Source organism: Arthrobacter sp. Leaf234 (assembly GCF_001422665.1).
Lineage (GTDB): Bacteria > Actinomycetota > Actinomycetes > Actinomycetales > Micrococcaceae > Arthrobacter_D.
In genome coordinates this window covers 123,667-150,397 of the sequence record NZ_LMLU01000009.1, presented here as the reverse complement: position 1 = coordinate 150,397, position 26,731 = coordinate 123,667, and the positions used below count along the sequence as shown (strand labels likewise).

28 protein-coding genes and 1 other RNA gene are annotated in these 26,731 nt (G+C 68.7%); 16 read left to right on the top strand and 13 right to left on the bottom strand.

Going from position 1 to position 26,731, the window contains the following annotated elements:
* A partial coding sequence (locus ASF21_RS15175; protein WP_055773172.1) for a zinc-dependent metalloprotease family protein occupies positions 1-1,643 on the bottom strand: 1,643 nt, incomplete at its 3' end.
* A 311-nt stretch (positions 1,644-1,954) separates the two neighbouring features.
* Between ASF21_RS15175 and ASF21_RS15170 the strand changes: the two genes are divergently transcribed.
* The 8 genes from ASF21_RS15170 to prfB all read left to right on the top strand — a co-directional run bounded on the left by ASF21_RS15170 (position 1,955) and on the right by prfB (position 7,951).
* Positions 1,955-3,181, top strand: coding sequence for a CpaF family protein (locus ASF21_RS15170; RefSeq protein WP_055773169.1), 1,227 nt, complete (start codon positions 1,955-1,957; stop codon positions 3,179-3,181).
* Positions 3,178-4,035: a type II secretion system F family protein gene (locus ASF21_RS15165; protein WP_157365940.1), complete on the top strand. Its 858-nt coding sequence runs from the start codon at positions 3,178-3,180 to the stop codon at positions 4,033-4,035. The genes ASF21_RS15170 and ASF21_RS15165 overlap by 4 nt, the downstream gene beginning before the upstream one ends.
* Positions 4,032-4,973, top strand: a complete 942-nt coding sequence (locus tag ASF21_RS15160; RefSeq protein ID WP_055773165.1) for a type II secretion system F family protein — start codon at positions 4,032-4,034, stop codon at positions 4,971-4,973. Before ASF21_RS15165 ends, ASF21_RS15160 begins: the two co-directional genes overlap by 4 nt.
* 133 nt (positions 4,974-5,106) lie before the next feature.
* Positions 5,107-5,313: a hypothetical protein gene (locus ASF21_RS17000; RefSeq protein WP_055773163.1), complete on the top strand. Its 207-nt coding sequence runs from the start codon at positions 5,107-5,109 to the stop codon at positions 5,311-5,313.
* Positions 5,314-5,727 carry a TadE family protein gene (locus tag ASF21_RS15150; RefSeq protein WP_055773160.1) on the top strand — a complete coding sequence of 138 codons (414 nt, stop codon included), beginning with the start codon at positions 5,314-5,316 and terminating at the stop codon, positions 5,725-5,727.
* Entirely contained in the window at positions 5,708-6,250 is a 543-nt protein-coding gene (locus ASF21_RS15145) for a hypothetical protein (RefSeq protein ID WP_235499030.1), read from the top strand. Before ASF21_RS15150 ends, ASF21_RS15145 begins: the two co-directional genes overlap by 20 nt.
* Positions 6,247-6,729, top strand: coding sequence for a pilus assembly protein TadG-related protein (locus ASF21_RS15140; protein ID WP_157365939.1), 483 nt, complete (start codon positions 6,247-6,249; stop codon positions 6,727-6,729). The genes ASF21_RS15145 and ASF21_RS15140 overlap by 4 nt, the downstream gene beginning before the upstream one ends.
* A 106-nt stretch (positions 6,730-6,835) precedes the next feature.
* Entirely contained in the window at positions 6,836-7,951 is a 1,116-nt protein-coding gene (prfB, locus tag ASF21_RS15135) for a peptide chain release factor 2 (RefSeq protein ID WP_055773158.1), read from the top strand.
* Between the two features lie 90 nt (positions 7,952-8,041).
* Here prfB and rfbA read toward each other — a convergent pair whose 3' ends face one another.
* Complete coding sequence (gene rfbA / locus ASF21_RS15130) at positions 8,042-8,938, bottom strand: glucose-1-phosphate thymidylyltransferase RfbA (RefSeq protein WP_055773155.1); 897 nt, start codon at positions 8,936-8,938, stop codon at positions 8,042-8,044.
* A gap of 200 nt (positions 8,939-9,138) precedes the next feature.
* On the opposite strand from rfbA, the gene ftsE reads away from it, so the two are divergent.
* The 8 genes from ftsE (at position 9,139) to ASF21_RS15095 (ending at position 16,381) form a co-directional block, all read left to right on the top strand.
* Positions 9,139-9,843 carry a cell division ATP-binding protein FtsE gene (gene ftsE, locus ASF21_RS15125; RefSeq protein ID WP_055773150.1) on the top strand — a complete coding sequence of 235 codons (705 nt, stop codon included), beginning with the start codon at positions 9,139-9,141 and terminating at the stop codon, positions 9,841-9,843.
* Positions 9,840-10,754, top strand: a complete 915-nt coding sequence (gene ftsX / locus ASF21_RS15120; RefSeq protein WP_055773147.1) for a permease-like cell division protein FtsX — start codon at positions 9,840-9,842, stop codon at positions 10,752-10,754. The genes ftsE and ftsX overlap by 4 nt, the downstream gene beginning before the upstream one ends.
* A 28-nt stretch (positions 10,755-10,782) precedes the next feature.
* Positions 10,783-12,372 carry a M23 family metallopeptidase gene (locus tag ASF21_RS17450; protein WP_268753711.1) on the top strand — a complete coding sequence of 530 codons (1,590 nt, stop codon included), beginning with the start codon at positions 10,783-10,785 and terminating at the stop codon, positions 12,370-12,372.
* Positions 12,373-12,443: 71 nt separating this feature from the next.
* A complete protein-coding gene (gene smpB / locus ASF21_RS15110) occupies positions 12,444-12,917 on the top strand; it encodes an SsrA-binding protein SmpB (protein WP_043446231.1) in 474 nt (157 codons plus the stop codon).
* A complete protein-coding gene (locus ASF21_RS15105) occupies positions 12,914-13,288 on the top strand; it encodes a hypothetical protein (protein WP_055773141.1) in 375 nt (124 codons plus the stop codon). Before smpB ends, ASF21_RS15105 begins: the two co-directional genes overlap by 4 nt.
* 118 nt (positions 13,289-13,406) lie before the next feature.
* Positions 13,407-13,774, top strand: a transfer-messenger RNA (tmRNA) gene (ssrA, locus tag ASF21_RS16610).
* Positions 13,775-13,965: 191 nt separating this feature from the next.
* Complete coding sequence (locus ASF21_RS15100) at positions 13,966-14,193, top strand: hypothetical protein (RefSeq protein ID WP_055773138.1); 228 nt, start codon at positions 13,966-13,968, stop codon at positions 14,191-14,193.
* A 40-nt stretch (positions 14,194-14,233) separates the two neighbouring features.
* Positions 14,234-16,381 carry an alpha-galactosidase gene (locus tag ASF21_RS15095; RefSeq protein ID WP_055773136.1) on the top strand — a complete coding sequence of 716 codons (2,148 nt, stop codon included), beginning with the start codon at positions 14,234-14,236 and terminating at the stop codon, positions 16,379-16,381.
* Positions 16,382-16,551: 170 nt separating this feature from the next.
* On the opposite strand, the gene ASF21_RS15090 is transcribed toward ASF21_RS15095, so the two are convergent.
* The 11 genes from ASF21_RS15090 to ASF21_RS15040 all read right to left on the bottom strand — a co-directional run bounded on the left by ASF21_RS15090 (position 16,552) and on the right by ASF21_RS15040 (position 26,426).
* Positions 16,552-17,652 (bottom strand): glutamate--cysteine ligase, encoded by a 1,101-nt coding sequence (locus ASF21_RS15090; RefSeq protein WP_055773133.1) that lies wholly within the window; start codon positions 17,650-17,652, stop codon positions 16,552-16,554.
* Between the two features lie 177 nt (positions 17,653-17,829).
* On the bottom strand, positions 17,830-18,570 hold the full coding sequence (locus ASF21_RS15085; RefSeq protein ID WP_055773130.1) for a metal-dependent transcriptional regulator: 741 nt from the start codon (positions 18,568-18,570) through the stop codon (positions 17,830-17,832).
* Complete coding sequence (locus ASF21_RS15080; protein WP_055773127.1) at positions 18,570-19,517, bottom strand: metal ABC transporter permease; 948 nt, start codon at positions 19,515-19,517, stop codon at positions 18,570-18,572. The genes ASF21_RS15085 and ASF21_RS15080 overlap by 1 nt, the downstream gene beginning before the upstream one ends.
* 1 nt (position 19,518) lies before the next feature.
* Positions 19,519-20,337 carry a metal ABC transporter ATP-binding protein gene (locus ASF21_RS15075; RefSeq protein ID WP_082471627.1) on the bottom strand — a complete coding sequence of 273 codons (819 nt, stop codon included), beginning with the start codon at positions 20,335-20,337 and terminating at the stop codon, positions 19,519-19,521.
* Positions 20,334-21,257, bottom strand: a complete 924-nt coding sequence (locus tag ASF21_RS15070; protein WP_055773124.1) for a metal ABC transporter substrate-binding protein — start codon at positions 21,255-21,257, stop codon at positions 20,334-20,336. The genes ASF21_RS15075 and ASF21_RS15070 overlap by 4 nt, the downstream gene beginning before the upstream one ends.
* Positions 21,258-21,288: 31 nt before the next feature.
* Positions 21,289-22,050 (bottom strand): class I SAM-dependent methyltransferase, encoded by a 762-nt coding sequence (locus ASF21_RS15065; protein WP_055773120.1) that lies wholly within the window; start codon positions 22,048-22,050, stop codon positions 21,289-21,291.
* Positions 22,051-22,077: 27 nt separating this feature from the next.
* Positions 22,078-22,887, bottom strand: a complete 810-nt coding sequence (gene hisN / locus ASF21_RS15060) for a histidinol-phosphatase (RefSeq protein WP_055773117.1) — start codon at positions 22,885-22,887, stop codon at positions 22,078-22,080.
* Positions 22,888-23,024: 137 nt separating this feature from the next.
* Complete coding sequence (locus tag ASF21_RS15055; RefSeq protein ID WP_043446208.1) at positions 23,025-23,228, bottom strand: cold-shock protein; 204 nt, start codon at positions 23,226-23,228, stop codon at positions 23,025-23,027.
* Between the two features lie 158 nt (positions 23,229-23,386).
* Positions 23,387-24,517 carry a ribosome small subunit-dependent GTPase A gene (rsgA, locus tag ASF21_RS15050; protein ID WP_055773112.1) on the bottom strand — a complete coding sequence of 377 codons (1,131 nt, stop codon included), beginning with the start codon at positions 24,515-24,517 and terminating at the stop codon, positions 23,387-23,389.
* Positions 24,514-25,836: a 3-phosphoshikimate 1-carboxyvinyltransferase gene (gene aroA / locus ASF21_RS15045; RefSeq protein WP_055773222.1), complete on the bottom strand. Its 1,323-nt coding sequence runs from the start codon at positions 25,834-25,836 to the stop codon at positions 24,514-24,516. The genes rsgA and aroA overlap by 4 nt, the downstream gene beginning before the upstream one ends.
* A gap of 41 nt (positions 25,837-25,877) precedes the next feature.
* On the bottom strand, positions 25,878-26,426 hold the full coding sequence (locus ASF21_RS15040; RefSeq protein ID WP_055773109.1) for a DoxX family protein: 549 nt from the start codon (positions 26,424-26,426) through the stop codon (positions 25,878-25,880).
* Between the last annotated feature and the right edge of the window lie 305 nt (positions 26,427-26,731).

The following is a 26,731-nucleotide window of genomic DNA, read 5'->3' as shown; positions in this document are numbered from 1 at the left end:
ACGAAATTCTGGTAGCAACCCCCTCCGACCAGACCGCACTGCACCTCCGACTTCGCACCCCCGAGCTGCGGAGAACCAGCGACAACCGACGAGATCGCCGACATCGCAGCAGCAGGCGTCATGGTGGGTGGGGTGATGGTCACGACCGCACTGGCAGCATCCGCCTGGTTCGTCGGGAAGGTGGTCGACGTGATCTCCACGCGTGTCCCTGAGTGCGTGACGAACGACTGTCCCGCCTTCCATGTGAGGGCACGGTTCGAGTAGCCGGACAGGCTGCTGTTGGGAGTGAGGACGACGGACGCGTTGCCGCTCCAGCCGAGGATGTCCTGCTTCGTGATCTTCACGCCCTGGTTACCGCCCACAGCAGCCGTCCTGTCGAAGCCGACCGGCGCGCGCAGTTCGAGGTAGTAGACCTCCTTGCTGACCGGATCGGTGAACTTCAGTGCCCGTTGCCTGTCGGTGCCGCCCCATGGCCTGAGGGTGTATTGCTGCTTGTTCGAGGGCGTTCCGATGTTCCGGATCTCGTCGCCTGAGCCGAAGCCACCGTATTCCCACAGGAAGGCGTTGATCATCGGCGAGCTGACCTGGGCGTAGCCCATCAGATCGGACATATCGCTGTACTCGGACGACCAGCAGCCCGAGTTGCCCCAGGAGGATCCGGTCCGTTCCGCGTCGACCCTTCCGTTGGAGCATGCCAGCGAGTTGGCGTGGTGCAGGCCGAGGACGTGGCCGAATTCGTGCGTCACGACGTTGTTCGTGAGTGCCGACGGGTACGGCATGATCACGCGTCCACTGGTCGCGCTGTCGGTGAACCCGCCACCGAGGATGCCCCAGGACCCGTTGTAGTTGAGGTCCGCGTGGGGGACGAAGATGACCAGCGACTCGTAGGAGCGGTACTGCCAGTTCAGCTCCTTGGTCACGGTCGCCATGATGGTGCCGTAGGAGTCGGTGATCTTCGCTGCCGACTTGTGGCGTAGCTCGTTCACCTTGGTGATGGAGAGACGACCCGCTGACGCCGAGTTCCAGTAGGCGTTCGCACCGGTGATCGAGTTGCGCGCCGCAGTCATGTTGATCGCGTCGGTGTCCGCAACTGTCTTCCCCGACAGTTGCACCGTCACCAGCGTGACCTTGAAAGTGCCCGAGCGCGGCGCGATGGCGGCGCTGCCGCCTGCGTCGTCGAGGCCCAGTGGCGACGCCGTCTTCAGCGGTGTGACCGGTTGGGCGAAGTGCTCGCCGTACCGGGCATTCGATCCAGGATCATTGAGCGGGTTCCAGTTCAGGTCCGGAACGAACGAGGTCACCTCGTTCGGTGCGGGCGACGCCGCGGGCGGCGATGCTCCTGCGGCGGCCTCGGACGGCTTCACCGTCGACGGTTCCGCGGCCGCCGCGCGTTTCTCGGTCGCGGGAACGGTCTCGGCCGGGACCGGCGCTTCGGGCGCTGTGGCCGGAAGTGTCGCGGACTCCAGCGCCTGCCGGGGGGCGACCGTGGCCGGCGACGTCGGGGCGGTCGACGGCGGCGCCGGGGCGGTCGACGGCGGCGCCGCCGGCACGGCGTCGTTCGCCATGGCGGGCACCGCGCTGCCCAGAAGTCCGAAGGACAGGAGGGCGGCGCACAGAAGCCGGGCGGGGGAGGGCAAGGTCACGGGTTTCTCCAGCAGAATCCGGGCGTCAGCCAGCTGAGTGATTGCTCGAAAGAGTACAGCCCTGTTACTAGTGGGACCCGAGTTTCGGAAGTGAAGGAAGAATCTTAGGTAAAACCTGCGCCTGTCGTCGTATTTGGTTCGGCGTGTCGGGAGGCGCACGTCCATTCCGCAGGAAAGACGCCGTGTACGCGGGATGTCCACATCTGCAGGTGACTCTGGTCGCCCTGCGTGGGCTTCAGTAGGGTGAAGGTCGGACGCGTCGGTGTGGAGCGGCCCGGGGCTATGCGGAACCATGACAATGGGAGTTTCGGATGGACGGTGTGCGGCTCGTCGAGGGGGAAGTTCGGGAACTCATCCGCCGTCGTGGCCTCGATCCGTCACGGCAGGCCTCCCAGGTGCAGGTTCTGGTCGATGATGCCGTTGCCGACTATGACGAAAGGTCGAGGCTGGGCGTCCTTCCCGCGCTCGGACGACTCGATGTGGCGCGCAAGCAGGTTTACGACGCCGTTGCCGGCTTCGGCGCCCTACAGCCGTTCCTCGACGACCCTACGGTCGAGGAGGTCTGGATCAATGCCCCCTCCGAGGTCTATGTGGCCCGCGACGGCGAATCGGAACTGACAGACCTCTCCCTGACCGAGAAGCAGGTCCGGGACCTCGTGGAGAAGATGCTGAAGTCTTCTGGACGGCGCCTCGACCTCTCTTCCCCGTTCGTCGATGCCTCGCTCCCCGACGGATCACGCCTTCACGTCGTGATCCCCGACGTCACGCGGCAGCACTGGTCCGTCAACATCAGGAAGTTCATCGCCCGGGCGTCGAGACTGGAGCACCTGGTGGAGCTCGGGACGCTGTCGCCCCAGGCAGCGCGCTTCCTCGGGGTCGCGGTCGCGAGCGGCTTGAACATCCTCGTCTCCGGGGCGACCCAGGCCGGCAAGACGACGATGCTCAACTGCCTCGGCGCGTCCATCGGGCCGCGCGAGCGGGTGATCACGGTGGAGGAGATCTTCGAGCTCCAGCTACCCCTGCGGGACGTCGTCGGCCTGCAGTGCCGCCAGCCGAACCTGGAGGGCCATGGCGAAATCCCACTCCGCCGGCTGGTGAAGGAGGCTCTGCGCATGCGGCCCGACCGCCTGATCGTCGGCGAGGTGAGGGAGGCCGAGTGCCTCGACATGCTGATCGCCCTGAACAGCGGCCTCCCCGGGATGTGCAGTGTGCACGCCAACAGCGCTCATGACGCCATCACGAAGATCTGCACCCTGCCGTTGCTCGCCGGAGAGAACATCTCGAGCAGCTTCGTGGTTCCGACCGTCGCCTCCTGCATCGACCTCGTCGTCCACTGCGCGCGGCTTCCCGGCGGGCAGCGCCGCGTCATGGAGATCATGGCACTCGGGCGGAGGGTCGAGAACGGGGTCATCGAATCCTCGTCGATCTTCCACCGCGTTGACGGAACCCTGGAGCTCACGGCCACCGGCATGCCGGCGGAGGACAAGTTCAGGGCGGCAGGCGTCGACATCGCATCCGTGCTCGGGGTTCGATCGTGAACACGGCCCTCGGAGTCGGCCTGGGCGCCGGGCTCTTCCTTGTCTGGTGGTCCTTCTGGGAGCGCCCGGTCGCGCCGCGAGCCAGGCGTACCCGGCGGAGGTCGCTCGACGATCTGCTCCTGAGGGCAGGGGTGGAGCGTGTTTCCACGAACGGGCTCCTGGCCTCGTGTGCCGCGGTCGGCTTCTTCGTGCTTCTCCTCGGCTTCGTGCTGACCGGATCTTGGCCCATTGCGGTCTGTTTCGCCCTGTTCGGGGGTTTCCTTCCCTTCGGGATCGTTCGATGGCGCGCGGCGAAGCGCACGGCGTCGCTGCGCGAACTCTGGCCGGACGCGGTCGACCACCTGCGGTCCGCCATCCGCGCCGGGCTTTCGCTGCCGGAGGCTCTGGTGCAACTCGGCGAGAAGGGGCCCATCGAACTACGCCCCGCTTTCCGAGCCTTCGCTGACGACTACCGCGCAGGTGGCCGCTTCGAGGATGCCCTCGATCGACTCAAGGAGCGGTTGGCGGATCCCGTGGCGGACCGCATCGTCGAAGCCCTCCGGATGACACGAGAAGTAGGCGGATCCGATCTCGGCCGGCTACTCGGCACGCTGTCGGAATTCCTGCGCGACGCAGCAAGGACACGCAGTGAACTCGAGGCGCGGCAGTCCTGGACCGTGAATGCGGCGCGGCTGGCGGTTGCCGCACCGTGGCTGGTGCTCCTGCTCCTCTCGACCCGACCTGAAGCCGTGCGCGCCTACAACTCGACAGCCGGTGCCGCGGTCCTGCTCGGTGGCCTGGTGGTGTCCGTCGTCTGCTATCGCGTGATGCTGCGCGTCGGAGCGCTGCCCGAGGACGAGAGGGTTCTGCGATGACGTCACCACTGGCCCTCGCTGCGCTGTGCGGCCTGGTTCTCGGAGCGGGACTGTGGCTGACACTCGTCCGCCTTCCCTCGATGCGTCCCGCCACCCTCACCGAACGTATCGCCCCTCAGCTGCGGGCCGTCGACGTCCAGTCACGACTTCTTCTCGACGGGACATCGAACGTCACCCCCTTCGGCCCGCTGGAAAGGATCGTGCGCCCCCTTCTCGCGGACGCCGTCCGCTGGTCGCACCGCTTCAACCCGGCGACGGCGACGTTGTCGCGGCGGCTCGATCAGGCCGGCAGGGGCCAGACACCGGCGGAGTTCCGTGCACAGCAACTTCTCTGGTCGGCGGGCGGACTCGCCGGCTCCACGATGGTGATCGCTCTGCTCGCCGCCTCGGGATCCGCCAACCTGCCGCTGGCCGTGCTGATCGTCCTCGGCTGTGCCGTCATGGGGTTCGTCGGCAGGGACTACGTCCTTTCCTCCGACATCAAGCGGCGCGAGGCCCGCATGCTCGCCGAGTTCCCGAGCCTCGCCGAGCTGATGGCTCTCGCCGTATCGGCGGGGGAGAGCACCACCGGCGCCCTGGAGCGCATCTGCCGCACGGCACAGGGCGAGCTCGCCGGCGAGTTCGCCCTCGTGCTCGCGGCGACCAGAGCGGGAAAGCCCCTGGTGGAGGCACTCCAGGACTTCTCGAACCGGACGCGGCTGGCTCCACTCGCCCGCTTCGTCGACGGGATCACCGTGGCCGTGCAGCGGGGTACACCTCTCGCCGATGTGCTGAGGGCTCAGGCGCAGGACGTACGCGACCTCGCGAAGCGTGGACTCATGGAATCAGCCGGCAAGAAGGAAATTGCCATGATGGTTCCGCTGGTATTCGGTGTGCTGCCGCTGACAGTCCTCTTCGCCGTCTATCCCGGCATCGCGCTGATCAACATCGGCCTGTGATGACGACGAGCGCTCCAGGTCCGGACACGCCTCCGCACTCTACCGTGGGCTTCACGATCCGCATGCCGCATCCATCACTGCACGGGCCATCACTCCGCGAATCACCACTGCAAGGGGCAATCCCATGAGAATCATGACAACTGCACAGCGCCTCACCCTGCTCCTGTTGGCGACGGGAGCCGTCCTGCTGCATCCGACCGAGGAACGGGAACGTGGTGACGTGCCCGGGTGGGTCATGATCACGCTCATGTCCGCCGTCCTGGTCGCGGCACTGCTCGCCATCGCGGGCCCGGCACTCGAGGGCCTCTTCAACCAGGCGATCGATCAGGTCTCGCCCTAGATGAGGGCCATCTTCCGTCGGCTGCAGGTCGGCAGGGACCGCGAGGACCCGGAACGCGGTGCCGCCGTCGTGGATTTCGCGCTGATCGGCGGACTCCTGACGGTGATCTTCGTCGCGATCATCCAGCTCACGCTGGTCCTGCACGTCCGCAACACCCTGATCGATGCCGCGTCCTCGGGAGCCCGGTACGGCACCCTCGCGGATCGCAGCCCGCAGGACGCCGTCGGACGGGCGGAGGAGCTGATCAGGGGCTCGCTGGCAGACTCCTACGGTTCGGATGTGACGGTGGGCGAGAGCACGGTCGGGGGCGTGCGGACGCTCGAGGTCGTCGTCCGTGCGCCGCTGCCGGTGATCGGCCTGATCGGTCCGGCCGGTGTCATGGAGGTACGCGGTCATGCCGCCCTTCCGTCGTGATCCGACGGTCGACACCTCCGCCGGAAGAATCGTGCCCGCTCGAGCAGCGCTTCCCGGTGCTGTCGGATGGGTGCAGCAGCTGCATCGCGCACGGGTCGCGGACGCCCTCCTCCGGCAGGAACGCGGAAGCGCGGTCGTCGAGTTCGTCTTCCTGAGCGTCCTGCTCCTGGTGCCGGTGGTGTACCTCGTGCTGACCGTGGGGCAGGTGCAGGGCGGTTCGTTCGCGGTGGTCGGGGCTGCCGATCAGGCCGCGAAGGTGTTCGTCGACGCCCGGACACCCCAGGAGGCCGACGCCCGTGCCCGGGAGGCTGCCCGTCTTGCCCTCGCGGACTTCGGGTTCGCCCCCGAGCAGGCAGTCGTGGACATCGCCTGCAGCGACGAGTGCCTCGCTCCGGGCTCCACCGTCACCGTGGTGGTGCGGCTCGAGGTCCCCCTGCCCCTGGTCCCCTCCGTCGCGGGTGCGTATCCGTCCGCCGCGACGGTCGACTCGACCTCGGCCCAGATCGTCGAGCGATTCGGATGAGCACGCGTGCGACGTCCGACGGGCAGGACCACGACCACCCGGGTCAGACCTGCGAGGACGGACAGGTCGGAGTCCTGATCATCGGGTACGTGCTGGTCTCGCTGCTGGTGGTCACGGTCGTCCTCGCCGTGTCCTCCGTCTACATCGGGCACAAGAAGCTGCTCTCGGTCGCCGACGGTGCGGCACTCGCGGCCGCGGACACCTACAGCATCGACGTGGATAGCGGTGGGACGACCACGCCGCTCCCGTCCCTGCAGGACGCGCGGGTGGAGGAGTCCGCGTCCGGCTACCTCGTCGCCACGGGCGCAGCAGCGCGGTTCGATCAGCTGACGGTCGATCCTGCGACGGGCACCGCGGACGGCCGGACCGCACGCGTGGTGCTCACCGCCGTCGTCCGGCCGCCCATCGTCAATTTTTTGGTGCCCGACGGGATCCCGATCGTCGTGCAGGCGGATGCCCGCGCACAACTCGTGCGGTGAAGGAGGAACGACGCGCACACCAGGACGGCGGACGGCCGGTGACGACGACGTCGGGCGGCGCGCACACGCCGGCCCGTGCGAGCCCATGACGTAGGCTGGAACGACCATGGCAACCACTGATTTTCCCGCTGAGATCCGCGCCCTGCGCGCCAAGTACCAGTCCATCGAGCAGGTCTCCGACGTCGAGGGGATGCGCAAGGACATCGAGGAACTGAGCGAGGAAGCCGGGGCGCCCGATCTCTGGGACGACCCCGCAGCGGCGCAGAAGGTGACGTCGAAGCTCTCCCACCGGCAGTCCGCGCTCGAGCGCCTCGAGACCCTGAACAGCCGCATCGACGACCTCGAGGTGCTGGTCGAACTCGCCGAGGACGAAGGGGACGAGGACTCGCTCGCCGAGGCCGAGAAGGAACTCGTCTCACTCGGGAAGTCCCTCGACGACCTCGAGATCGTGACACTGCTCGCCGGTGAGTGGGACGAGCGCGAAGCCGTGGTCACGATCCGTTCCGGCGCCGGGGGAGTGGACGCCGCGGACTTCGCCGAGATGCTGCTCCGGATGTACCTCCGCTGGGCGGAGCGTCACGGCTATCCCACGCAGGTCCTCGACACCTCCTACGCCGAGGAAGCCGGGCTGAAGTCCGCGACCTTCGAGGTCAAGGCGCCCTACGCCTTCGGAACGCTGTCCGTCGAGGCGGGGACGCATCGTCTGGTGCGCATCAGTCCCTTCGACAACCAGGGCCGCCGGCAGACCTCCTTCGCCGCCGTCGAGGTGATCCCGCTCATCGAGCAGACGGATGTCATCGAGGTACCGGACAACGAGATCCGCGTCGATGTCTTCCGCTCGTCGGGTCCGGGCGGCCAGTCGGTCAACACCACCGACTCCGCTGTTCGCCTGACCCACCTCCCCACCGGCACCGTCGTGTCCATGCAGAACGAGAAGTCCCAGATCCAGAACCGGGCAGCCGCCATGAGGGTCCTCCAATCCAGGCTCCTGCTGCTCAAGAAGCAGGAGGAGGACGCGGAGAAGAAGGCGTTCGCCGGTGACGTGAAGGCGTCCTGGGGTGACCAGATGCGTTCCTACGTGCTCAATCCGTACCAGATGGTCAAGGATCTGCGCACCAACCACGAGGTGGGCAACACGTCCTCCGTGTTCGACGGCGAGATCGACGACTTCATCGACGCGGGCATCCGCTGGCGGACCAACAACCGCAACGACGCCGCCTAGACCTCCCCCGGCTCAGCCTGCGGGTGCGTGGCGGCGACGGGAGGTCCCGCCGCACCTCCTCGACATCACCGCCTGCAGGCGTCACTCACGTCAGGAGCCCGTACTCGTGAGTGCTGTGTCCCGTTCGCGCTCGATGAGATCCTGCAGATACGTCCCGTACCCGCTCTTGAGCAGCCCGTTCGCCCGCTCGAGCAGTTGATCGTCGGTCAGGAGCCCCCGACGCCAGGCGATCTCCTCCGGCACGCCGATCTTCAGACCCTGCCGATGTTCGATGGTCCGGACGAAGGTGGAGGCGTCGTTGAGCGAATCGAAGGTACCGGTGTCGAGCCATGCCGTCCCTCGTGGCAGGACCTCTACCCTCAGTCGCCCCGCTTCCAGATAGTGCCGATTGATATCGGTGATCTCGAGTTCACCGCGTGCGGACGGCTTCAATGATCGGGCGATGGAGATGACGTCGTTGTCGTAGAAGTACAGACCCGGGACCGCGTAATTGCTGCGCGGATGCTCCGGCTTCTCCTCCAGGGACAGGGCCTTGAAATGCTGGTCGAACTCGACGACGCCGTACTGGCGCGGATCCTGGACGTGGTAGCCGAAGATCGCACCCCCGTCGATGCCCGAGAACCGGCTGAGCGTTGCGCCCATCCCAGGGCCGTAGAAGATGTTGTCCCCGAGAACCAGCGCCACGTCGTCGCTGCCGATATGCCCTTCGCCGATGATGAATGCCTGGGCGAGACCGTCGGGCTCCGGCTGGATCGCGTAGGTGAGATTCGCTCCGCACCACGCACCGTCACCCAGCAGGCTTTGGAATTGTGCCGCGTCCCGGGGAGTGGTGATGATGAGGATGTCCGTGATTCCTGCGAGCAGGAGGGTCGAGAGAGGATAGTAGATCATCGGTTTGTCATAGACCGGCACAAGTTGCTTACTGATGCCGAGCGTGATCGGGTGAAGTCGTGAGCCTGTGCCACCGGCAAGTATTATTCCGCGCATTTCCCTATCATCTCCCGAATTCCGGAATGAGAGACCCGCGGCTCTCGGGTATGGGTCTGGGTTTCCGAGCCGCCCCTTGACTGCGACACACCGCCGGGGTAGCGGGCGCTTCGTGACGCCGTCGTTATAGTCGAGGAGCCGGAGCTTCCTTCCCCCATCAAATGCCCGTGCCCGGCGCACCTCATGGGCGCAGAGTGGTCATGATCAGATTCGACAGCGTCACGAAGACCTACGACCAGAAGTCGCGGCCCGCCCTCGACGGCGTCTCCCTCGACATCGACCGTGGCGAGTTCGTCTTCCTCGTCGGTGCATCCGGTTCCGGCAAGTCGACGTTCATCCGCCTGGTGCTCAAGGAGGACCGGGCCTCGCGCGGCGCCGTCTACGTCGCCGGCCAGAACGTGGCGAACATCCCCAGCTGGCGTGTGCCTCGCCTCCGCCGCGGTATCGGCGTGGTTTTCCAGGATTTCCGGCTCCTGCCGAACAAGACGGTCTTCTCCAATGTCGCTTTCGCGATGCAGGTCATCGGCAGGAGTCGCGCCGTCATCCGCGAAACCGTGCCGGACGTCCTGGCGACGGTGGGCCTCGAGGGCAAGAACAACCGCATGCCGCACGAGCTCTCGGGCGGCGAGCAGCAGCGCGTCGCGATCGCCCGCGCCATCGTGAACCGACCCGGGATCCTGCTCGCCGACGAGCCCACCGGAAACCTCGACCCCACCACGTCGATGGGCATCATGAAGGTCCTCGACCGGATCAACCAGAACGGCACCACGGTGGTCATGGCCACGCACGACGACGACATCGTCAACACGATGCGCAAGCGCGTCGTCGAACTGCACCACGGGTCCGTGGTGCGCGACGACGCCCAGGGCATCTACATCGGTGAGACCGGGGTCGTGGTCGAGTGAGGCTGGCCTTCATCCTGTCCGAGATCGGGTCGGGCATTCGTCGCAACCTGTCCATGGTCACCTCCGTGATCCTCGTGACCTTCATCTCGCTGACCTTCGTGGGAGCCGCCGGGCTGTTCCAGCTGCAGATCAGCCAGATGAAGGGCTACTGGTACGACCGCGTCCAGGTGACCGTCTACCTCTGCGTCGAGAACTCCTCCGAGACCAGCTGCGCCGCGGGACCCGTGACGGAGGACCAGCGCGCGGCGATCGAGGGGAAGCTCGAGTCCGAGCAGTTCGCCCCCTACATCGACACGGTCTCCTACGAATCGCAGGAGGAGGCGCTCGGTCACTTCCGCGACCAGTTCGCCAATTCGCCGATCGTCGATTCCGTCACCGCAAACCAGTTGCCCGAGTCGTTCCGCGTGAGCCTCGTCGACGCCGAGAAGTACGAGGTCATCGACGAGGCGTTCTCGTCCGAACCGGGGGTGGAGGCCGTCAGCGACCAGCGGGACTTCCTCGAGGCGATCTTCCGCTACATGAACTGGGCGTCCGTCGTCGCCCTCGTGATCGCCGGCATCATGACGTTCTGCGCCATCCTGCTCATCGCCACCACGATCCGTCTGTCCGCGTTCAGCCGCCGCCGGGAGACCGGCATCATGCGCCTGGTCGGAGCGTCCAAGGCCGTGATCCAGCTGCCCTTCGTCCTCGAAGGCGTCATTGCCGCGGTCATCGGCGCGGTGCTCGCTTCGGCCACGCTGTACGGTGCATCGCGCTTCGTCATCGACGGCTGGCTGGTGAACACCTTCCCGCAGACGGCGTTCATCTCCTCCCAGCAGGTCCTGATCCTGGTTCCCGCGCTTATACTGCTCGGAGCCATCCTCGCAGGACTCTCATCCCTGCTCACCCTCCGACGATACGTAAAGGTCTAGCACCATGCCGTTCAGCGCCAGGGGACACGTGCGCTCACCCAGATCCTGGTGGGCCCGGAACGAAACACAGGCTCTCGTGGTCCGCACGACGGCGGGTACGTCGATCGCCCTCGTCGTCGCCCTCGCGCTCGGCTTCAGCACGCCGGTCGTCGCCGACGAACTCGACGACCGGAAGAGCGCCCTCGAGAACGAGATCGCCGAGGTGCAGCAGTCGATGGAGTACCTGGATTCGGACATCGCGGAGACCATCGGCACGCTCAAGACCTATCAGGGACGACTGCCGGCCGCACAGCAGTCCCTCGCCGACGCGCAGAGCAGGGTCGAGTCGTCGGCCGGGGAGGTCGAGGCGCTCGCCGTCCGGGTCGACCTGGCGCAGGAGACCCGGAACAAGATCACCGAGGAGCTGCGCGCGGACCGGCAGGAGATGGATGAGACGCGCGAGGTGATCGGCCAGATCGCCACGGAGGCGTACAAGAACGGAGGCGTCCCGACCAACGTCTCGCTGCTGCTCGGGGCCGAGGGCGTGGAGGACTTCACGCAGTCCATGGACATGGTGGACCAGGCGCTCCGCGGGCAGAATGCAGCGATGGAGCGCCTGTCCGAGCAGAACGCCACCAACGCGAACAGCCAGGCGAGGCTCGTCGCCGTGGAGGCCGAGATCACGCGCCTCAAGGAGAAGGCCGACGCCGCACTCGCCGCCGAGCAGGCGGCACGGGACACCGCGGCGGGCGAGAAGGCCAAGGTCGACAAGCTCGTGGCGGACACCTCGTCGCTGTCCGCCAAGCTGCAGGCGCAGAAGCCCGTCATCGAGGCCAAGCTCGCGGGCGTCGAGAAGGCACAGCAGCAGAACAACGCCGACCTCGCCGAGCGCCAGCGCCGCCAGCTGGAGGAAGCCCGGAAGGCCGAGGAGGCGCGCAAAGCCGAGGAGGCCCGGAAGGCAGCGGAGGCGCAGAAGGCGGCGGAGGCTGCAGCCGCGGCCGAACAGGCCCGGTTGCAGGCCGAGGCCCAGGCCGAGGCGCAGCGGGAGGCCGATCGTCGCGCAGCCGAGGAGACCGCGCGGCGCGCGGCGGAAGCGGAGGCGGCCAACAGGCCTGCCCCTGCGCCCGTGGTGCCTCAGGTCGCCGCGCCCGTCGCCCCGGTCGCCCCCGTGGTGCCGGTCATCCCCGAGGCTCCGGTCCAGGCTCCGTCGGGCCCCGGCGCCTTCGGCCTGAGGGCCCCGGTCGCCGGCCCGATCAGTTCCGGTTTCGGCTGGCGTCCCACGCCGGTCGGCACGATCGACTTCAATGGGACCGGGGGCTACATGCACACCGGGATCGACTACGGCGTGGGCTGCGGGACGCCCCTGTACGCTCCGGCCGCGGGTGAGGTCTGGTACGCGGACTCGAGCGTCCTGCCGGGTGCGGGGAACAGGATCGTCCTGGACCACGGAGTGATCGGCGGCAACGCCCTCGCGACCAACTACTACCACCTGACCAGCTACGTCGTCTCGGTGGGACAGCGCGTGAGCGCAGGGCAACTCATCGGCTATACGGGCACCACGGGCAACTCCAACGGATGCCACCTCCACTTCGAGACCATGCTGAACGGCACGCTCGTCGATCCGATCGGTTTGTTCTAGGTCGTAGGATGGAAGACACTGTTCATCCGCGGGCCTCCGCCTGCCGCAGTGTCGTTCGAAGGAGTTGTGCCGTGCCGAAGGAAAGTGGCCGGAAAGTGGTGGCCACCAATCGGAAGGCCTTCCACGACTACGCCGTCCTCGATACGTATGAGGCGGGCCTCGCCCTGATGGGGACGGAGGTGAAGTCCCTGCGCGCCGGCAGGGCCTCGCTCGTGGACGGTTACGCGGTCTTCTACAACGACGAGCTCTGGCTCGAGGGGATCCACATCTCCGAGTACTCGCAGGGTAGCTGGACCAACCACGCCGCACGGCGACGGCGCAAACTGCTGCTCCACCGCGAGGAACTGACGAAGATCTCGCAGAAGATCCGTGAGTCCGGCTTCACGCTCGTCCCTCTCCAGCTGTATTTCCTCAATGGCCGGGCGAAGGTCGAGATCGCGGTCGCGAGGGGTAAGCGCGACTACGACAAGCGCCAGACCCTGCGGGAGAAGCAGGACAACCGCGAGGCCCTCCGCGCGATGCGCGAGAAGAACCTGGGCGCGTGAGCGATGTCTTCTGGGATGCCCAGGACGAGGAGGAGCCGGAGCCGTCCGAGCTGGCCTACCGGCGTCCCTGGTGGGTGACCCTGGGAGCCGTCGTCGACCTCGTCCTGCTGCTGGTCGTCGTACCGGTCGGGATCCTGTCCCTCATTCCGTTCGTTTTCCTCGTCTACGTCTTCTTCGCGCAGGTGCTGGTGTGGATCTCGCCGGTCCTGCTCATCCTGAACGCCCTCATCTTCTGGTGGAGCTTCCGGCGCAAGCAGGCCGCAACGACGGCGCTCGCGGCACTCGGCATCGCCTTCGTGACCCTCGCCTTCGTCGTCGTCCGGTTGTGGCAGGCCCCGATCGTGATCCTCGGCCTGACGCTCGGCGGGTGACCGCCGTCGTTCTCCCTGAGCGAAGGTCCCCAGCGGTCCCGGACCGCGGTGGGGTAGACTCGAGGAGTCGCCCGGCCGGTGGGACGGACGACGCAGGAATCATTTGATAACTGAACATGGGGATGACAGGTTTCGACGATGTTAGTCGCGACAGGGGAAGCGGGCCGAGGATACAGGGTTATCTCGTAAACGCTCCTTGTAAAACAATAAGTGCCGAACAAAAGCGCACTGACTTCGCTCTCGCTGCCTAAGCAGCCTAGCTAGTCCGTCAGCCCGGGTTTGCTCTCGCCCCGGATCCTGGCGTCATTTAGAGGGCCACTGCTCCCGATCCTCGTTGTAGGGATCGGGGGGACTCTTATACAACTGGGCTTGGCAGCCACTCGTCTGCACGATGGCTGGAGCCGAGAAAAACCGACGCAGACTGCGCCCGGAGAAGCCCTGACTACACTGCATCGGACGCGGGTTCAATTCCCGCCATCTCCACCACCCTCGAAGCGCTCCGCCGGTAGCCGGCGGGGCGCTTCGTCGTTCGCGGACCCGTTCGCGGACTCGATCACGGGCTCGGCATCAGCGCGGGATCTCCGAACGATGTGGATGCTGGGGCCTCTCCTTCCCGCAGCCGCCGGCCGGAGACAGCAGCCCGCAGCGGGCGACGCCCCGCGAACTACACTGGGAGGATGAGCTGGACTGACCGGCCGCCGTCGTGGCTCCCGCCACTGCCGCCGCCCAACAAGGGGCGTGCTCTGATCGTGCTCGGCTGGATCCTCGTCGGTGGCACGTTCGTCTACATCTTCATCATGAGCTACCTCGGCGGGACGCATACGCTCCTGACCCTCGTGCCGCTTCTCCTCGGTCTCCTCTGCCTCATCATCGGTCTGCTGCGCAGGGACAGCCGCGAGCGGTAGGCGTGTTGCCCACGGGTTAGTTTCCCGATAAAAATAAAGCATGACCCCCACACCCCTCCATCTCTCGCGCGGTGGCACCAGCGTCGTGCTCGAGCCCCATCCCCTCGGGCTGCCCGTCCTCGCCTACTGGGGGGCGGACCTCGGTCCCGTGGACCGCGGGGAGCTCGAGGCGATCGCTGCGGCACAGCAGCCCCAGCGCGTGTCGGGCGGCATCGACGTGCCTGCCCGCCTCACCCTTCTCCCGCTGGAGTCGGCGGGCTGGCAGGGCACGCCCGGACTGGTCGGGGACCGCGCCGGCACCCACCTCTATCCGCGCTTCACCGTCACCGCCACGTCCCTGCACGACGACGGCGCCACCGCGGTGGTGGAGGCCAGCGACGACGACGCCGGGCTCGGATTGACCGCGACCCTCCACCTGACCGACTCGGGCCTGTTCACGCAACGCCTCACGCTGACGAACACGGGCGACGACGACTACGAGGTGCGCTCGCTCGCCCTGTTCTTCCCGCTGCACCCCACTGCTGTCGAGGTCCTGGACACGACCGGCCGCCACCTCCGCGAGAGGTCGCCGCAGCGGCACGCCCTGACGGCGGGGACCTACGCGCGGACGAGCCGGCGGGGGAGGCCCGGCGCCGATGCCACGGTACTGCTCGCCGCCGGAGCGCCCGGATTCGGCTTCGAACGCGGGACCGTACAGGGCGTGCACCTCGCCTGGAGCGGGAATCAGCAGGTCCTGGCCGAGAAGACGCCGGCCGGCGCGGCGTTCCTGGCGGCATCCGAGGTCCTCGCACCCCGGGAGGTCGTCCTGGCGCCCGGCCAGAGCTACTCCACGCCGGTGGCCGTCGGCTCCTGGGGAGACGGACTGAACGAGCTCTCCGCGCGCTTCCACCGTGACCTGCGCTCCCGCGACACGCACCCGCGACGCCCGCGCCCCGTCACCCTGAACACCTGGGAGGCCGTCTATTTCAGCATGGACCTGGAACGCCTGAAGGCGCTCGCCGACCGAGCGGCGTCCCTCGGCGTCGAGCGCTTCGTGCTCGACGACGGCTGGTTCCGCGGGCGTCGCGACGACACCTCGAGCCTCGGGGACTGGTACGTCGACGGGACGGTGTGGCCCGAGGGGCTCTCGCCGATCGTCGACCACGTGCGGGCACTGGGCATGGAGTTCGGCCTCTGGTTCGAGCCCGAGATGGTCAACCCGGACTCGGATCTCGCCCGGGCCCACCCCGAGTGGATCCTGCAGCCCGAGGGACGGCTTCCCCTGCCCGGTCGGCAGCAGCAGGTGCTCGACCTCGGGAACCCCGAGGCCTACGCCTACATCCTCGGACGGCTCGACGCCATCCTGTCCGAGTACGAGATCGCCTACGTGAAGTGGGACCACAACAGGGACCTGCTCGAAGCAGCCGACGCCCGCACGGGCAGGGCCGCCGGGCACCGGCACGTCCAGGCGCTCTACGCCCTGCTCGACGAACTGCGGCGCCGCCATCCCGCCCTGGAGATTGAGAGCTGCGCCTCCGGTGGTGCCCGAGTGGACCTCGGGATCCTGCAGCGGACCGACCGCATCTGGACCAGTGACTGCATCGACCCGATCGAACGCCTCGTCAACCAGAAGTACACGGGGCTCGTGGTGCCACCCGAACTGATGGGTATGCATGTGGGCGGTCCGGTGTCGCACTCGACCGGCCGCGCACACACGCTGCCGTTCCGCGCTGCCACCGCGATCTTCGGCCACTACGGCATCGAGTGGGACATCTCGGACCTGTCCGAGGCGGAGTACTCCGTGCTCGGCCGCTATGTCCGCCTCCACACCTCCTGGCGCGGGGACCTGCACCGCGGGCAGGTCGTGCACGCCGACCTGGCGGACCATGCCATGGACCTGCGCGGGATCGTGTCCGCCGACCGTCGTCGCGCCCTCTTCGGCTACTCCCTGACGGCGTCGAGCGCCAGCTACCCGCCGGGTGCGCTGACCTTCCCCGGCCTGGCGGCCGACGCACACTACCTCGTCGATCTCGCCGTACCGGAGGAGGGGCATCCCGGGAACGGACAGTCGCCGCTCGCGTGGCTGCAGGCAGCGCTCGACGGCGCGCCCCTCCGACTCTCGGGGCGGGCACTGGCCCGGGCGGGGGTGCAGGCACCGGTGCTGCTGCCCGAGCAGACGCTGCTGATCGAGCTGCGGCAGGAGGACTGAGGCGGGGGACGGACGGGACATCCTGTCTGCGTCCGTCCCGCACGCCGCTCCGGCATTCGGTCCGGCGCGGGCCGCGGTCGGCCGGCGCGCACGGTCAGGCACCACTGCGCCCGGCAGAGGACCGAGTGCGCGTGGACGAGAAGGGACGAGGTGGAGCGGCCGAGTGCGACCTAGGGTTCGGCCGTCAGGGTGTCGTCGTACAGGGCGAGGAGGGCCTGCATGCCGCCGTCGCCCATGGCCTCCCGCTGACGCTGGGCTCCCGTCCCGCGGGCGGCCAGTCGCGCGAGCCCGGCGCGGACCCAGTCGGTGTCGCCCTCCGCCTCGAGGGCCGGGCCCACGTATTCCAGGAAGCTGGCGAGATGCTGACCGGCCGGCACCGGCTCGGCCGTCGCCAGGTCGACCAGATGGTGTGCCAGGCCGTCGCGGGCACCCTGCCAGAGTGCTGCGTCGAGCAGCTCGGGATCGGGGATGAGCGGAGGGGTGTCGGCCTCGGCGTCCCCGAGGGCCGTCACGACGAGCGCCCGCGTGAGCGCCCCGAGGAGGACCGAGTCCTGGGCCTCGAGCTGGACGTCGCAGGCACGCAGCTCGAGCGTGGGGTAGTGGTCGGAGAGGCGGGCCACCCAGGTCAGGACACCGCGGTCGAGGATCGCCCCCGACGCGCCGAGCCTGCTGATGCGTCGCTCGTAGTCCTCGGCGTCGGCGAAGTAGGGGGCCACTCCCTGAACTGCCCAGCGGCGGTAGTGGATGACGCGCCAGCTGCCGAAGCCGCTGTCGCGTCCGAGCCAGTACGGTGAGTTGACGCTGACGGCGGTCAGGAGGGGGATCCACGGCCGGATGCGATTGAGGGCCTGGACCCCGCGTTCCTGGTCGGGGATCCCGACGTGGACGTGCAGGCCGTTGACGAACTGGTCGCCGACGATTCCGGGGGCGGTGGCCTTCAGGTCCTCGTAGCGTTGCTTGTCCGTCAGCTCCGGGTACGCCTGCCGGATCCACGGGGCCGTGCCGGTCGCGGCGCCGATGCTGCCGGTGCGGCGTGCGGCCTCGGCAAACTTCCGGCGGAAGTTCAGCAGCGACTCCTCCGCCTGCGTGAGTGTGTCGCACACGGGCGTCGCCGTCTCGATCTGGCAGGACAGCAGCTCGCGCTGGATCTCGTCACGACCGACCTCCGGACTGGCCTCGAGCAGATCCTGCACCTCGGGCGCGCGGTCCGCCGGCAGACCCGACTGCGGTTCGAGCAGGAGGTATTCCTCCTCGAGTCCGAGAGTGGTCATCGGTGGTCTCCCTCCAGGAGCATCGGGGCCGTGCACGAGCCGGTTTCGTGCCCAGTCTATGAGGGGGCTGCGGCCGGACCGTCATCGCTGCATGCCCCGCGTCACACGCGCGTCACGGCTGCGTCGTCACGGCTGCGTCGTCACTGCTGCGTGGTCCCCTGCGCTGCCCGACGGGCGTCACCGCTGCGTCGACGAGGATTCGGCGAGCGTGCACCCCTGATGGGGCGTGGTGCTCTCGATCCACAGGGCGCGTGCGAGCACCGCGTCGACGGTGAGCGCCCGCGCGCCGTCCGCCCCGACGTGCAGGTCGAGCAGCGATTGCCCTCCGCGACGCCCGAGCCGGAGGTCTGCGTCGAGCGGGATCCCCTCGCTGTCCAGATACCGCAGCACCTCGGGATCGTCGTCGCTGACGCGCACGAGGCGGCCGGTGTGCCCGTCGTCCAGGCCGTCGAGGCGGTGCGCCACCGGATAGACGACGGTCCCGTCCGCGGCCGGGATGGGGTCCCCGTGCGGGTCCCGCCGGGGCCGTCCGAGCTTCGCGTCGACTCGCTCGATGAAGGCGTCCGAGACCGTGTGCTCGAGCAGCTCGGCTTCGTCGTGCACCTCGTCCCACCCGTAACCGAGCTCCGTGACGAGGAAGGTCTCGATCAGGCGGTGGCGCCGCACCATGGCGAGGGCGAGAGCCCGGCCCGACGGCGTGAGGCCCACGGGCCCGTACTTCCGGTGCTCGGCGAGACCCAGATCCACCAGTTTGGTGACCATCCCGGTGACGGAGGAGTTGGCGACGGAGAGGCGCCCGGCAAGGTGGGACGCCGTGACGTCGCCCCCCTGCCATTCGGTGGACGCATAGATCGCCTTGACGTAGTCCTGCACGCTGGAGGACTCGATGCTGAGCACCGAACCCTTCCGGCCGGCCATCAGGCGCCGCTCGTCGCGGCGTCGTCGGCACTGCATCGCGGGGCGACGGCCGCAGCAGCGACGGCATCCGCGGACTGCCGCCGTCCACCGACGGACGACCCCGGGCGCCGGCGACGTGCCTGCCACAGCACGCCGTCCGGTCGACCGACGAGGTAGACGACGGCGAAGACGATCGCCTGGCTCAGCACCACGGCGGCCCCGGTGGAGATGTCGAGGTAGTAGCTGGCGTAGATGCCGGTGACGGACGCGGCGACGGTGAGGACGACGGCGATCACCAGCATGCGGTCGAAGCTGCGCGAGAGCAGGAAAGCCGTGGCGCCGGGCGTGATCAGCATCGCCACGACGAGGATGATCCCGACGGCCTGCAGGCCGACGACCACCGTGAGGGCGAGGAGCCCCAGCAGGAGCGCCGAGAGGAAGCGGGTGTTGAGGCCGATCACGTGGGCGTGCGTGCGGTCGAAGGCCAGCAGGGTGAGGTCCCGGCGCTTGAACAGCAGGATCGCGAGCGTGACGGCCCCCAGGATGAGGACCTGCCAGACATCGCTCGCCGACACGCCGAGCACGTTGCCGAAGAGGATGTGCATCAGGTCGATCTGCGACGGGGTGGCGGAGACGATCGCTAGCCCCGCCGCGAACAGCGCCGTGAACACCACACCGATCACCGTGTCGGCCTTGAGCTTCGTCGTCGACCGGACGATCCCGATGAGCGCCACCGCACCCGCGCCGAAGACGAAGGCACCGATCGAGAACGGGATGCCGATGATGTACGCCAGCGCCACTCCGGGGAGGACGGCGTGGGACACGGCGTCGCCCATGAGCGACCAGCCCATGAGGATCAGCCAGCAGGAGAGTACCGCGGCGACGACGGCGGCGGCGACGGTCACGGCCAGTGCCCGGGTGAGGAAACCGTACTGCAGGGGTTCGACGAGGAAGGCGAGCACGTCCATGTCACATTTCTCCGATCGGGGCGGGAAGGAGGGGCCGGGGAACGGCGTCGGACGGGGCGGCTCCGAAGGCGCGAGCCAGGTTGCCCTGTGTCAGTACCGCGGCCGGGTGCCCGTGGGCGAGGACCCGCCGGTGCAGCAGGACGGCCTCGTCGCAGAACTCCGGTACCCCCGCGAGATCGTGCGTCGAGACGAGCACCGTCCGGCCTTCCTCGCGCAGGTCCCTCAGGAGTGCGGTCATGGTGCGCTCGCTCGCCTGGTCGACCCCCGCGAAGGGCTCGTCGAGCAGCAGCAGGCGTGCGTCCTGCGCGATGCTGCGGGCGATGAACACGCGCTTGCGCTGTCCGCCGGAGAGCCGGCCGATCTGGCGCCTCGCGAGGTCGGTCAGGCCCACCCGCTCGAGCGCCTCGCCGACGGCGGCACGATCCGCCGGACGGAGCCGGCGTGCAGCTCCGAGACGCCCGTACACGCCCATCCCGACGACGTCGGACACCGACACTGGGAAGGTCCAGTCCACCTCCTCGGCCTGCGGCATGTACGCGACGAGGCCTGCCTTCCGCGCCGCCGCCGTCGTCCGGCCGAAGAGCTCCACCGTGCCCTGCTGCGGGGCCACGAGCCCCATCAGTGCCTTGAAGAGCGTCGACTTACCCGAACCGTTGACGCCGATCAGGCCGCAGATGCTGCCGGCCCGCAGCGACACCGAGACGTCGTCGAGCGCCTGCACGTCGTCGTAGGTCACACCGACCCCGCGGACATCGAGGACCGGGGCACCGTCCTCCGGGGCGTCGCCCGTCGGCACGTGGTCGGTGGGCATGCTGCTCATCGGGCGAGTCCTTCCGCGATGGTCCGCAGGTCGTAGCGGATGAGGTCGACGAACGTGGGCACCGGGCCGTCCTCGGTGGAGAGCGAATCGACGTAGAGGGTCCCGCCGAGCCGGGCGCCCGTGGTGAGAGCCACCTGTTCCTGGGCGGACGGATTGACCGTGGATTCGCAGAAGAGCGTCGGGACGTCGTTCTCCTCGACGAAATCGATGACGCCGCGGATCTGGCGTGGGGTGCCCTCCGCGTCGGCATTGACGGGCCAGAGGAAGGCTTCCTGCAGTCCCGTGTCCCGCGCCAGGTAGGAGAACGCACCTTCGCAGCTGACCAGCGCCGGCTCGTCGATCCCGGCGATGTCCGCCCTGAAGTCGGCGAGGATGTCCTCCAGTTCGGCCTTCAGCGCGCGCCCGTTCTCCTCGAAGTCGGCGGCGTGGCCGGGTTCGAGGCGCGAGAGGGCCGAGACGGTGTTGTCCACATAGGTCTGTGCGGCGACCGGCGACATCCACGCGTGCGGATTCGCCCGGCCCGTGTAGTCGCCGGACCGGATGTCGACCCGTTCAACGCCGTCGGAGAGGACCACGTGGGGAGCGTCGACCGAGTTCAGGAACCGCTCGAACCAGCGCTCCAGCCCGAGCCCGTTGTCGAGGATGAGGTCCGCCTCCTGGGCGCGGACCAGGTCCGAGGGTGTCGGTTCGTACCCGTGGATCTCCGCGCCGACCTTCGTGATCGACTCCACGCGGACGTGGCCCCCGCCCACCGTGTCGGCGAGATCCGCCAGGACGGAGAAGGTCGTGAGGACCAGCGCGCGGTCGTCCTCCCGGCCCTCGCCCGGTGCTGCCCCGGCCGACGCCGCACAACCGGCGAGCAGGAGGGAGGCGGCGAGGGCGATCGTCCCCGTCACCGGTGCGGATCGATGTTGAGGCATGCCTAAATCTAACGTCGAGGCAGGCCGAAATCTAGGGCAGGGGAAGGTCCGCGCGCCACGCATGGGTGTAGTAGGGCAGGCGGAGCACCGCTTCCGGCCGGAAGGCGAGGTAGTCCGTCAGGTACCACGAGAGGTTGGTCTCCACCCGCGAGCGCAGCGCCGGGCCCGCCCGGCGGTAGTAGCTCCGCGACCGGGCCAGGTCGACGACGTCCTCGACGGCGAGTTCCTGGGTCCAGTGCACGAGCAGCTCCTCGGACGCGCCGAAGGCCGGGCCGAAGGACGGGCGGTCCTCGGGGGAGAACACGTCTCCGGCGTGCATGATCCTCGAGAGCCGGTGGACCCAGGGGAGGGAGACATCGAGCTGGTTCCACACCACGGCGAGTCTGCCGCCGGGCCGCAGCACGCGGGCGGCCTCGTCGACGGTGGCTGCGTGGTCGCACCAGTGCCAGGTCTGCGCGAGCACCAGCAGATCGGCGGAGGACCGGGGGAGACCCGTCTGCTCGGCGGTGCCGACCACCGCGGGAACCTCGGGCAGGTGCGTGGCGAGGACGGCCAGCATGTCCTCGGAGGGATCGATCGCCGTGGCCTCGAGCCCGCGCTCCACGAGGTCGCGGGTGAACAGTCCCGTACCGGCGCCGACGTCGACCGCCTGGCGCGCGTCCGCCGGGACGACCCAGTCGGCGACGGCAGAGGGGTAGCCGGGCCGTACGCGGTCGTAGCGCCCGGCTCCCGAGAGGTAGGCGCCCGCCAGTTCGCGCCGGCGGTCGTCGTCGAGCCGGGGGCCGATGTTCATGCCGTGTGTCCAGGTGCCGGTCGGCTGCTAGAGAAGATCGTCCACATCGGGATTCAACGTGCGGAGGACCTCGCTGTGGAGCGTCCCGTTGGTGGCGAGCGCATTGCCGCCGTGGGGTCCGTCCTCGCCGTCGAGCGAGGTGAAGCGGCCACCGGCCTCGGTCACGATCGGGACCAGGGCCGCCATGTCGTACAGATTCAAGGCGGGTTCGCAGGCGATGTCGACGGCGCCCTCGGCCACCAGGCAGTAGGACCAGAAGTCGCCGTAGGCGCGCGTCCGCCACACGCGGTCCGTCAGGTTGACGAATTCGGCGAGCGCCCCGCGCTCGCGCCAGCCGGACAGGCTGGAGTAGGAGAGGGAGGCATCCTCGAGGCGGGAGACGTTGGAGACCCTGAGGCGCTGCGCCGCGGCGAGGGACTTACCGGTGTAGGCGCCGGTCCCCTCGGCGGCCCACCAGCGCTTGCCCAGGGCGGGAGCGCTGACGACACCGACGACGGGCTTGCCGTCGTCGACCAGCGAGATGAGCGTTGCCCACACGGGGACGCCGCGGACGAAGTTCTTCGTGCCGTCGATGGGGTCAATCACCCAGCGGCGTGAGCCGGAGCCGGTGCTGCCGAACTCCTCGCCGAGCACGGCGTCGCGGGGCCGTGCCCTCGAGAGCTGCCCGCGGATCGCCTCCTCGGCGCCTTTGTCGGCGTCCGTCACGGGCGTGAGGTCCGGCTTGGTCTCGATCCGGAGGTCGAGGGCCTTGAAGCGGGACATCGTCTGGTCGTCGACGGAGTCGGCCATGATGTGCGCGAGCCGGAGGTCGTCGTTGTAGCCCTGCATGAAACTCATACCGATCAACCTATCGTCCCGGTGGGCCCGCGCATGCCGGGGCGCGGCCGGGCGGGTCATGACAGCGAAAAGCCACCGCGGGCTCTCGCCGCGCGGTGGCTTTCGATCCGGCGCCGCGTCAGCGGTGCCGAGCAGGATCAGAGAACGGTGATGTTCTCGGCCTGGGGACCCTTGGGGCCCTGGGTGGTCTCGAAGTTGACCTTCTGGTTCTCCTCGAGGGAACGGTAGCCGTTCGAGTTGATCGCGGAGAAGTGGGCGAACACGTCAGCGCCGCCGTCCTCGGGAGCGATGAAGCCGAAGCCCTTTTCGGCGTTGAACCATTTCACTGTGCCAGTAGCCATGTTGTACATCCTTACCTGGGAGAGCGTCCCGACGATCGGGGCTCATCGTGGTGTTCGTTACCCGCTTTACGTCAAAAGCTGTCGAACTCCAGGTGGAGGGTCAAGGCTTGAAATTTAATGCGCAAACAACAACAGATGCCAGTCTAGCAGTTCCTCGCCTACTGCTGGCCCAGCTCCTTCGCATCATGCGCATTGCCCCGGGGATCCGCGATCCCGGCCGTCAGCAACCTGCGGAGGCTGGCGAGCCGGACCGGACCCGATTCGCCCGCGAGCCCCTCGGCGACGAAGCCGTCCAGGCCGCAGTCCACCGCGTTGTCGTCATGGCGGCAGCCGCGCTCGCAGCGCTCGGTCCCGGGCTCGAGGTCGGGGAACGCCTGGAGGATGCGGTCCGCATCCACGTGCGCCAGCCCGAAGGAGCGGATGCCGGGGGTGTCGATGATCCACGTACCCGGCGACGCGTCCGCGGCCTTCAGGGCGAGGGCGGACGACGACGTGTGGCGCCCGCGCCCGGTGACGGCGTTGACTCCGCCCGTCGCGCGGGTGGACCCCGTGAGGGCATTCACCATGGTGGACTTGCCCACCCCCGAGTGTCCCAGCAGCACGCTGACCTGTCCGTCGAGCTCGTCCCGCAGGGCGTCCACGGCTCCGTGCGAGAGCCGCGCGGACTCGCCGTCGTCGGAGGTGGCCTCGATGCCCACGCCCTCGTCCGTCCGGCTGATGATGACGCGCAGGTCGAGGTGCTCGTAGTTGGCGAGCAGGTCCGCGGGATCGCGGAGGTCGGCCTTGGTGATGCACAGCAGCGGCTCGATCCCGGCGTCGTAGGCGGCCACGAGCGCGCGGTCGATGAAGCCGGTCCTCGGCTCGGGATTGGCCGCCGCGACGACGATGACCAGCTGGTCGGCATTGGCGACGACGACGCGCTCCACCGGGTCGGTGTCGTCGGCGCTGCGCCGCAGCACGGTGCGCCGCTCCTCGATGCGCACGAGCCGCGCGAGGGAATCCGGCCCACCGGACAGGTCCCCGACGAGGGCCACGAGGTCACCGGCGACGACGGCGTTGCGCCGCAGCTCCCGGGCCCGGGCGGCCACGACGATCCGCTCGCCCGGCGTGTCCTCCTCGACCACCGCGGTGTAGCGGCCGCGGTCCACGGTCACCACGCGACCGATCACCGCGTCGTCGTAGGCGGGACGTGTCTTGGTCCGCGGGCGCGTGCCCTTCTTGTTGGGGCGGATCCGGACGTCCGACTCGTCCCAGGCGCGCGAACCCCTGCGGTTGCCGGCCTCGCTCATGCCCGTGCACCCGACTCGATCGTGGTGGACGGCGTGGCGGGGGACACGACGGCCGCCCAGAGCTCGGGGAACTCCGGCATGGTCTTCGCCGTCGTCCCGATGTTCTCGACCTGCACGCCGTCGACGGCGAGGCCGAGGATCGCCCCGGCGGTCGCCATGCGGTGGTCCTCGTAGGTGTGGAAGACGCCGCCGTGCAGCGGGGCGGGCTCGATCACGAGGCCGTCGGCCGTCTCCTCGACCCTCCCGCCGAGTCCGGTGATCTCGGCGGCGAGGGCCGCCAGCCGATCGGTCTCGTGGCCGCGGAGGTGTGCGATCCCGGTGAGGGTCGACGGCGTCGTCGCCAGGGCACACAGCGCTGCCACGGTCGGGGCCAGCTCCGAGGTGTCCGCGAAGACGCCGCCGGTGATCGACGGCCCGCCGGTCACGGTGAGGGTGCCGTCGTCGAGCGTCGCCGTCGCACCCATCGAAGGCAGGATGCGGCGCCACGCGTCGCCGACCTGCGTGGTGCCGGACGGCCAGTTGCGGATGCGGACGGTACCGCCCGTGACGACGGCCGCCGCCAGGAACGGCCCCGCGTTGGAGAGGTCCGGCTCGATCGCGACGTCGAACGCGGGGATGGGGCCGGGGGGCACGTGCCAGTGGTCCGGGACGGAGTCGTCCACCGCGACGCCGAGGGAGCGCAGGGTCTCGACGGTCATGCGGACGTGGTCGAGGCTCGGCACGGGCTTGCCGACGTGTTCGAGGTGCAGTCCCTCGTCGAATCGCGCGCCGACGAGCAGCAGGGCGGACACGAACTGCGAGGAGGCGGACGCGTCGATGACGAGTCGGCCGCCCCGCACCCCGCCCCGGCCCTCGATGGTGAAGGGCAACGAACCCGCACCGCCGTCGTCGATGCTGATGCCGAGGCCGCGCAGCGCATCGATGATCGCTCCCATCGGCCGGCGGCGCGCGTGGGGATCGCCGTCGAAGGCCGTGGTCCCGGTGACCAGGCCCGCCAGTGCCGGGACGAAGCGCATGACCGTCCCCGCGAGGCCGCAGTCGACGGTCCGTGCGGACGGCTCGTGCGCACCCGTGGGAAGGGGGGTGACACGCAGGTCGGGCCCGAAGTCGCCGTCGCCCGGTATGTCGTCGATCACGGCACCGAGCGAGCGCAGCGCGGTGATCATCAGGGCGGAGTCACGGGAGTGCAGGGGGCGGCGGAGGACGCACGGACCGTCGGCCAGGGCCGCGAGCACCAAGTAGCGATTGGTGAGGGACTTGGAGCCCGGAACCGAGATGGCTGCGTCCACGGCATGCGTCAGGCGGGGCGCCCGCCACATGGTCTGGCCGGGCACCCCGCCTGGGGAGGTCGTCACGGAGTCTAGGAACCGACGACGTCTGCGGCGGTCTTGCGCACGGCCTTGTCGGCCTTCTTCAGCTGCTTGCGCGCGTCCTTGCCGAGGCCGGTCGCGTTCTTCTTCGCGTCCATGGCGAGGTGCTCGGCCCGCCAGGCGAGGCCCGGGCGACCGTTGGTGTCCACGGCGGCGAGCAGGACGGCGCCGATCAGGGAGAGGTTCTTCAGCAGCTGGGTGCGGCGGGCCTTCTTACCCTCCTTCGTGGCTGAATCGGCGGAGCGGTAGTCGACGAGGGCGTTGACCGTCGCAGTGACCGTGAGCAGCAGTGCCGCGACACGGGAGAACCGGCCGATGCCCAGCAGCAGTGCGGCACCGACCTGCGTCGCGCCGAGCACCTGGCCCACGAGCTTCTCGTTCCCTGTGATGGCGGCGGCCGAGGGGACCACCTTCGTGACTCCTGCGAGGACGGGCTTCAGCTGCGGTGCGGTGGCTCCGGCGGCGCGGAGCCGGTCGACGCCGGAGAACACGAAGCTGCTGGCGATCATGGGACGGGCGATAACGCGGACAAGGGTCACAACTGCCTCCTGGTGGCCCGGCGGCTGCTGCCGGGCATTGCTTGGACGGATACGAAGCACGCTGAGTCTAGTTTTGCATGCCGCGCCGGGCCGTGCGATCAGTGACCGCGACGGGTGCCGGGGTTGCCCGCAGCCCGTCAACCGACCGGCTGCGGGCGGATGTACAGGAATAGAAGGTCCCGGCCCGGGGTTGGAGGAGGTGTACAGGAACCCGAACGGAAGGGGATGCACCGATGACGGTTCTCCAGACGGCGACGATCGGCAGGCCGGATTTCCAGCTGTCGACAACGGTGCGGCGTGCCGGT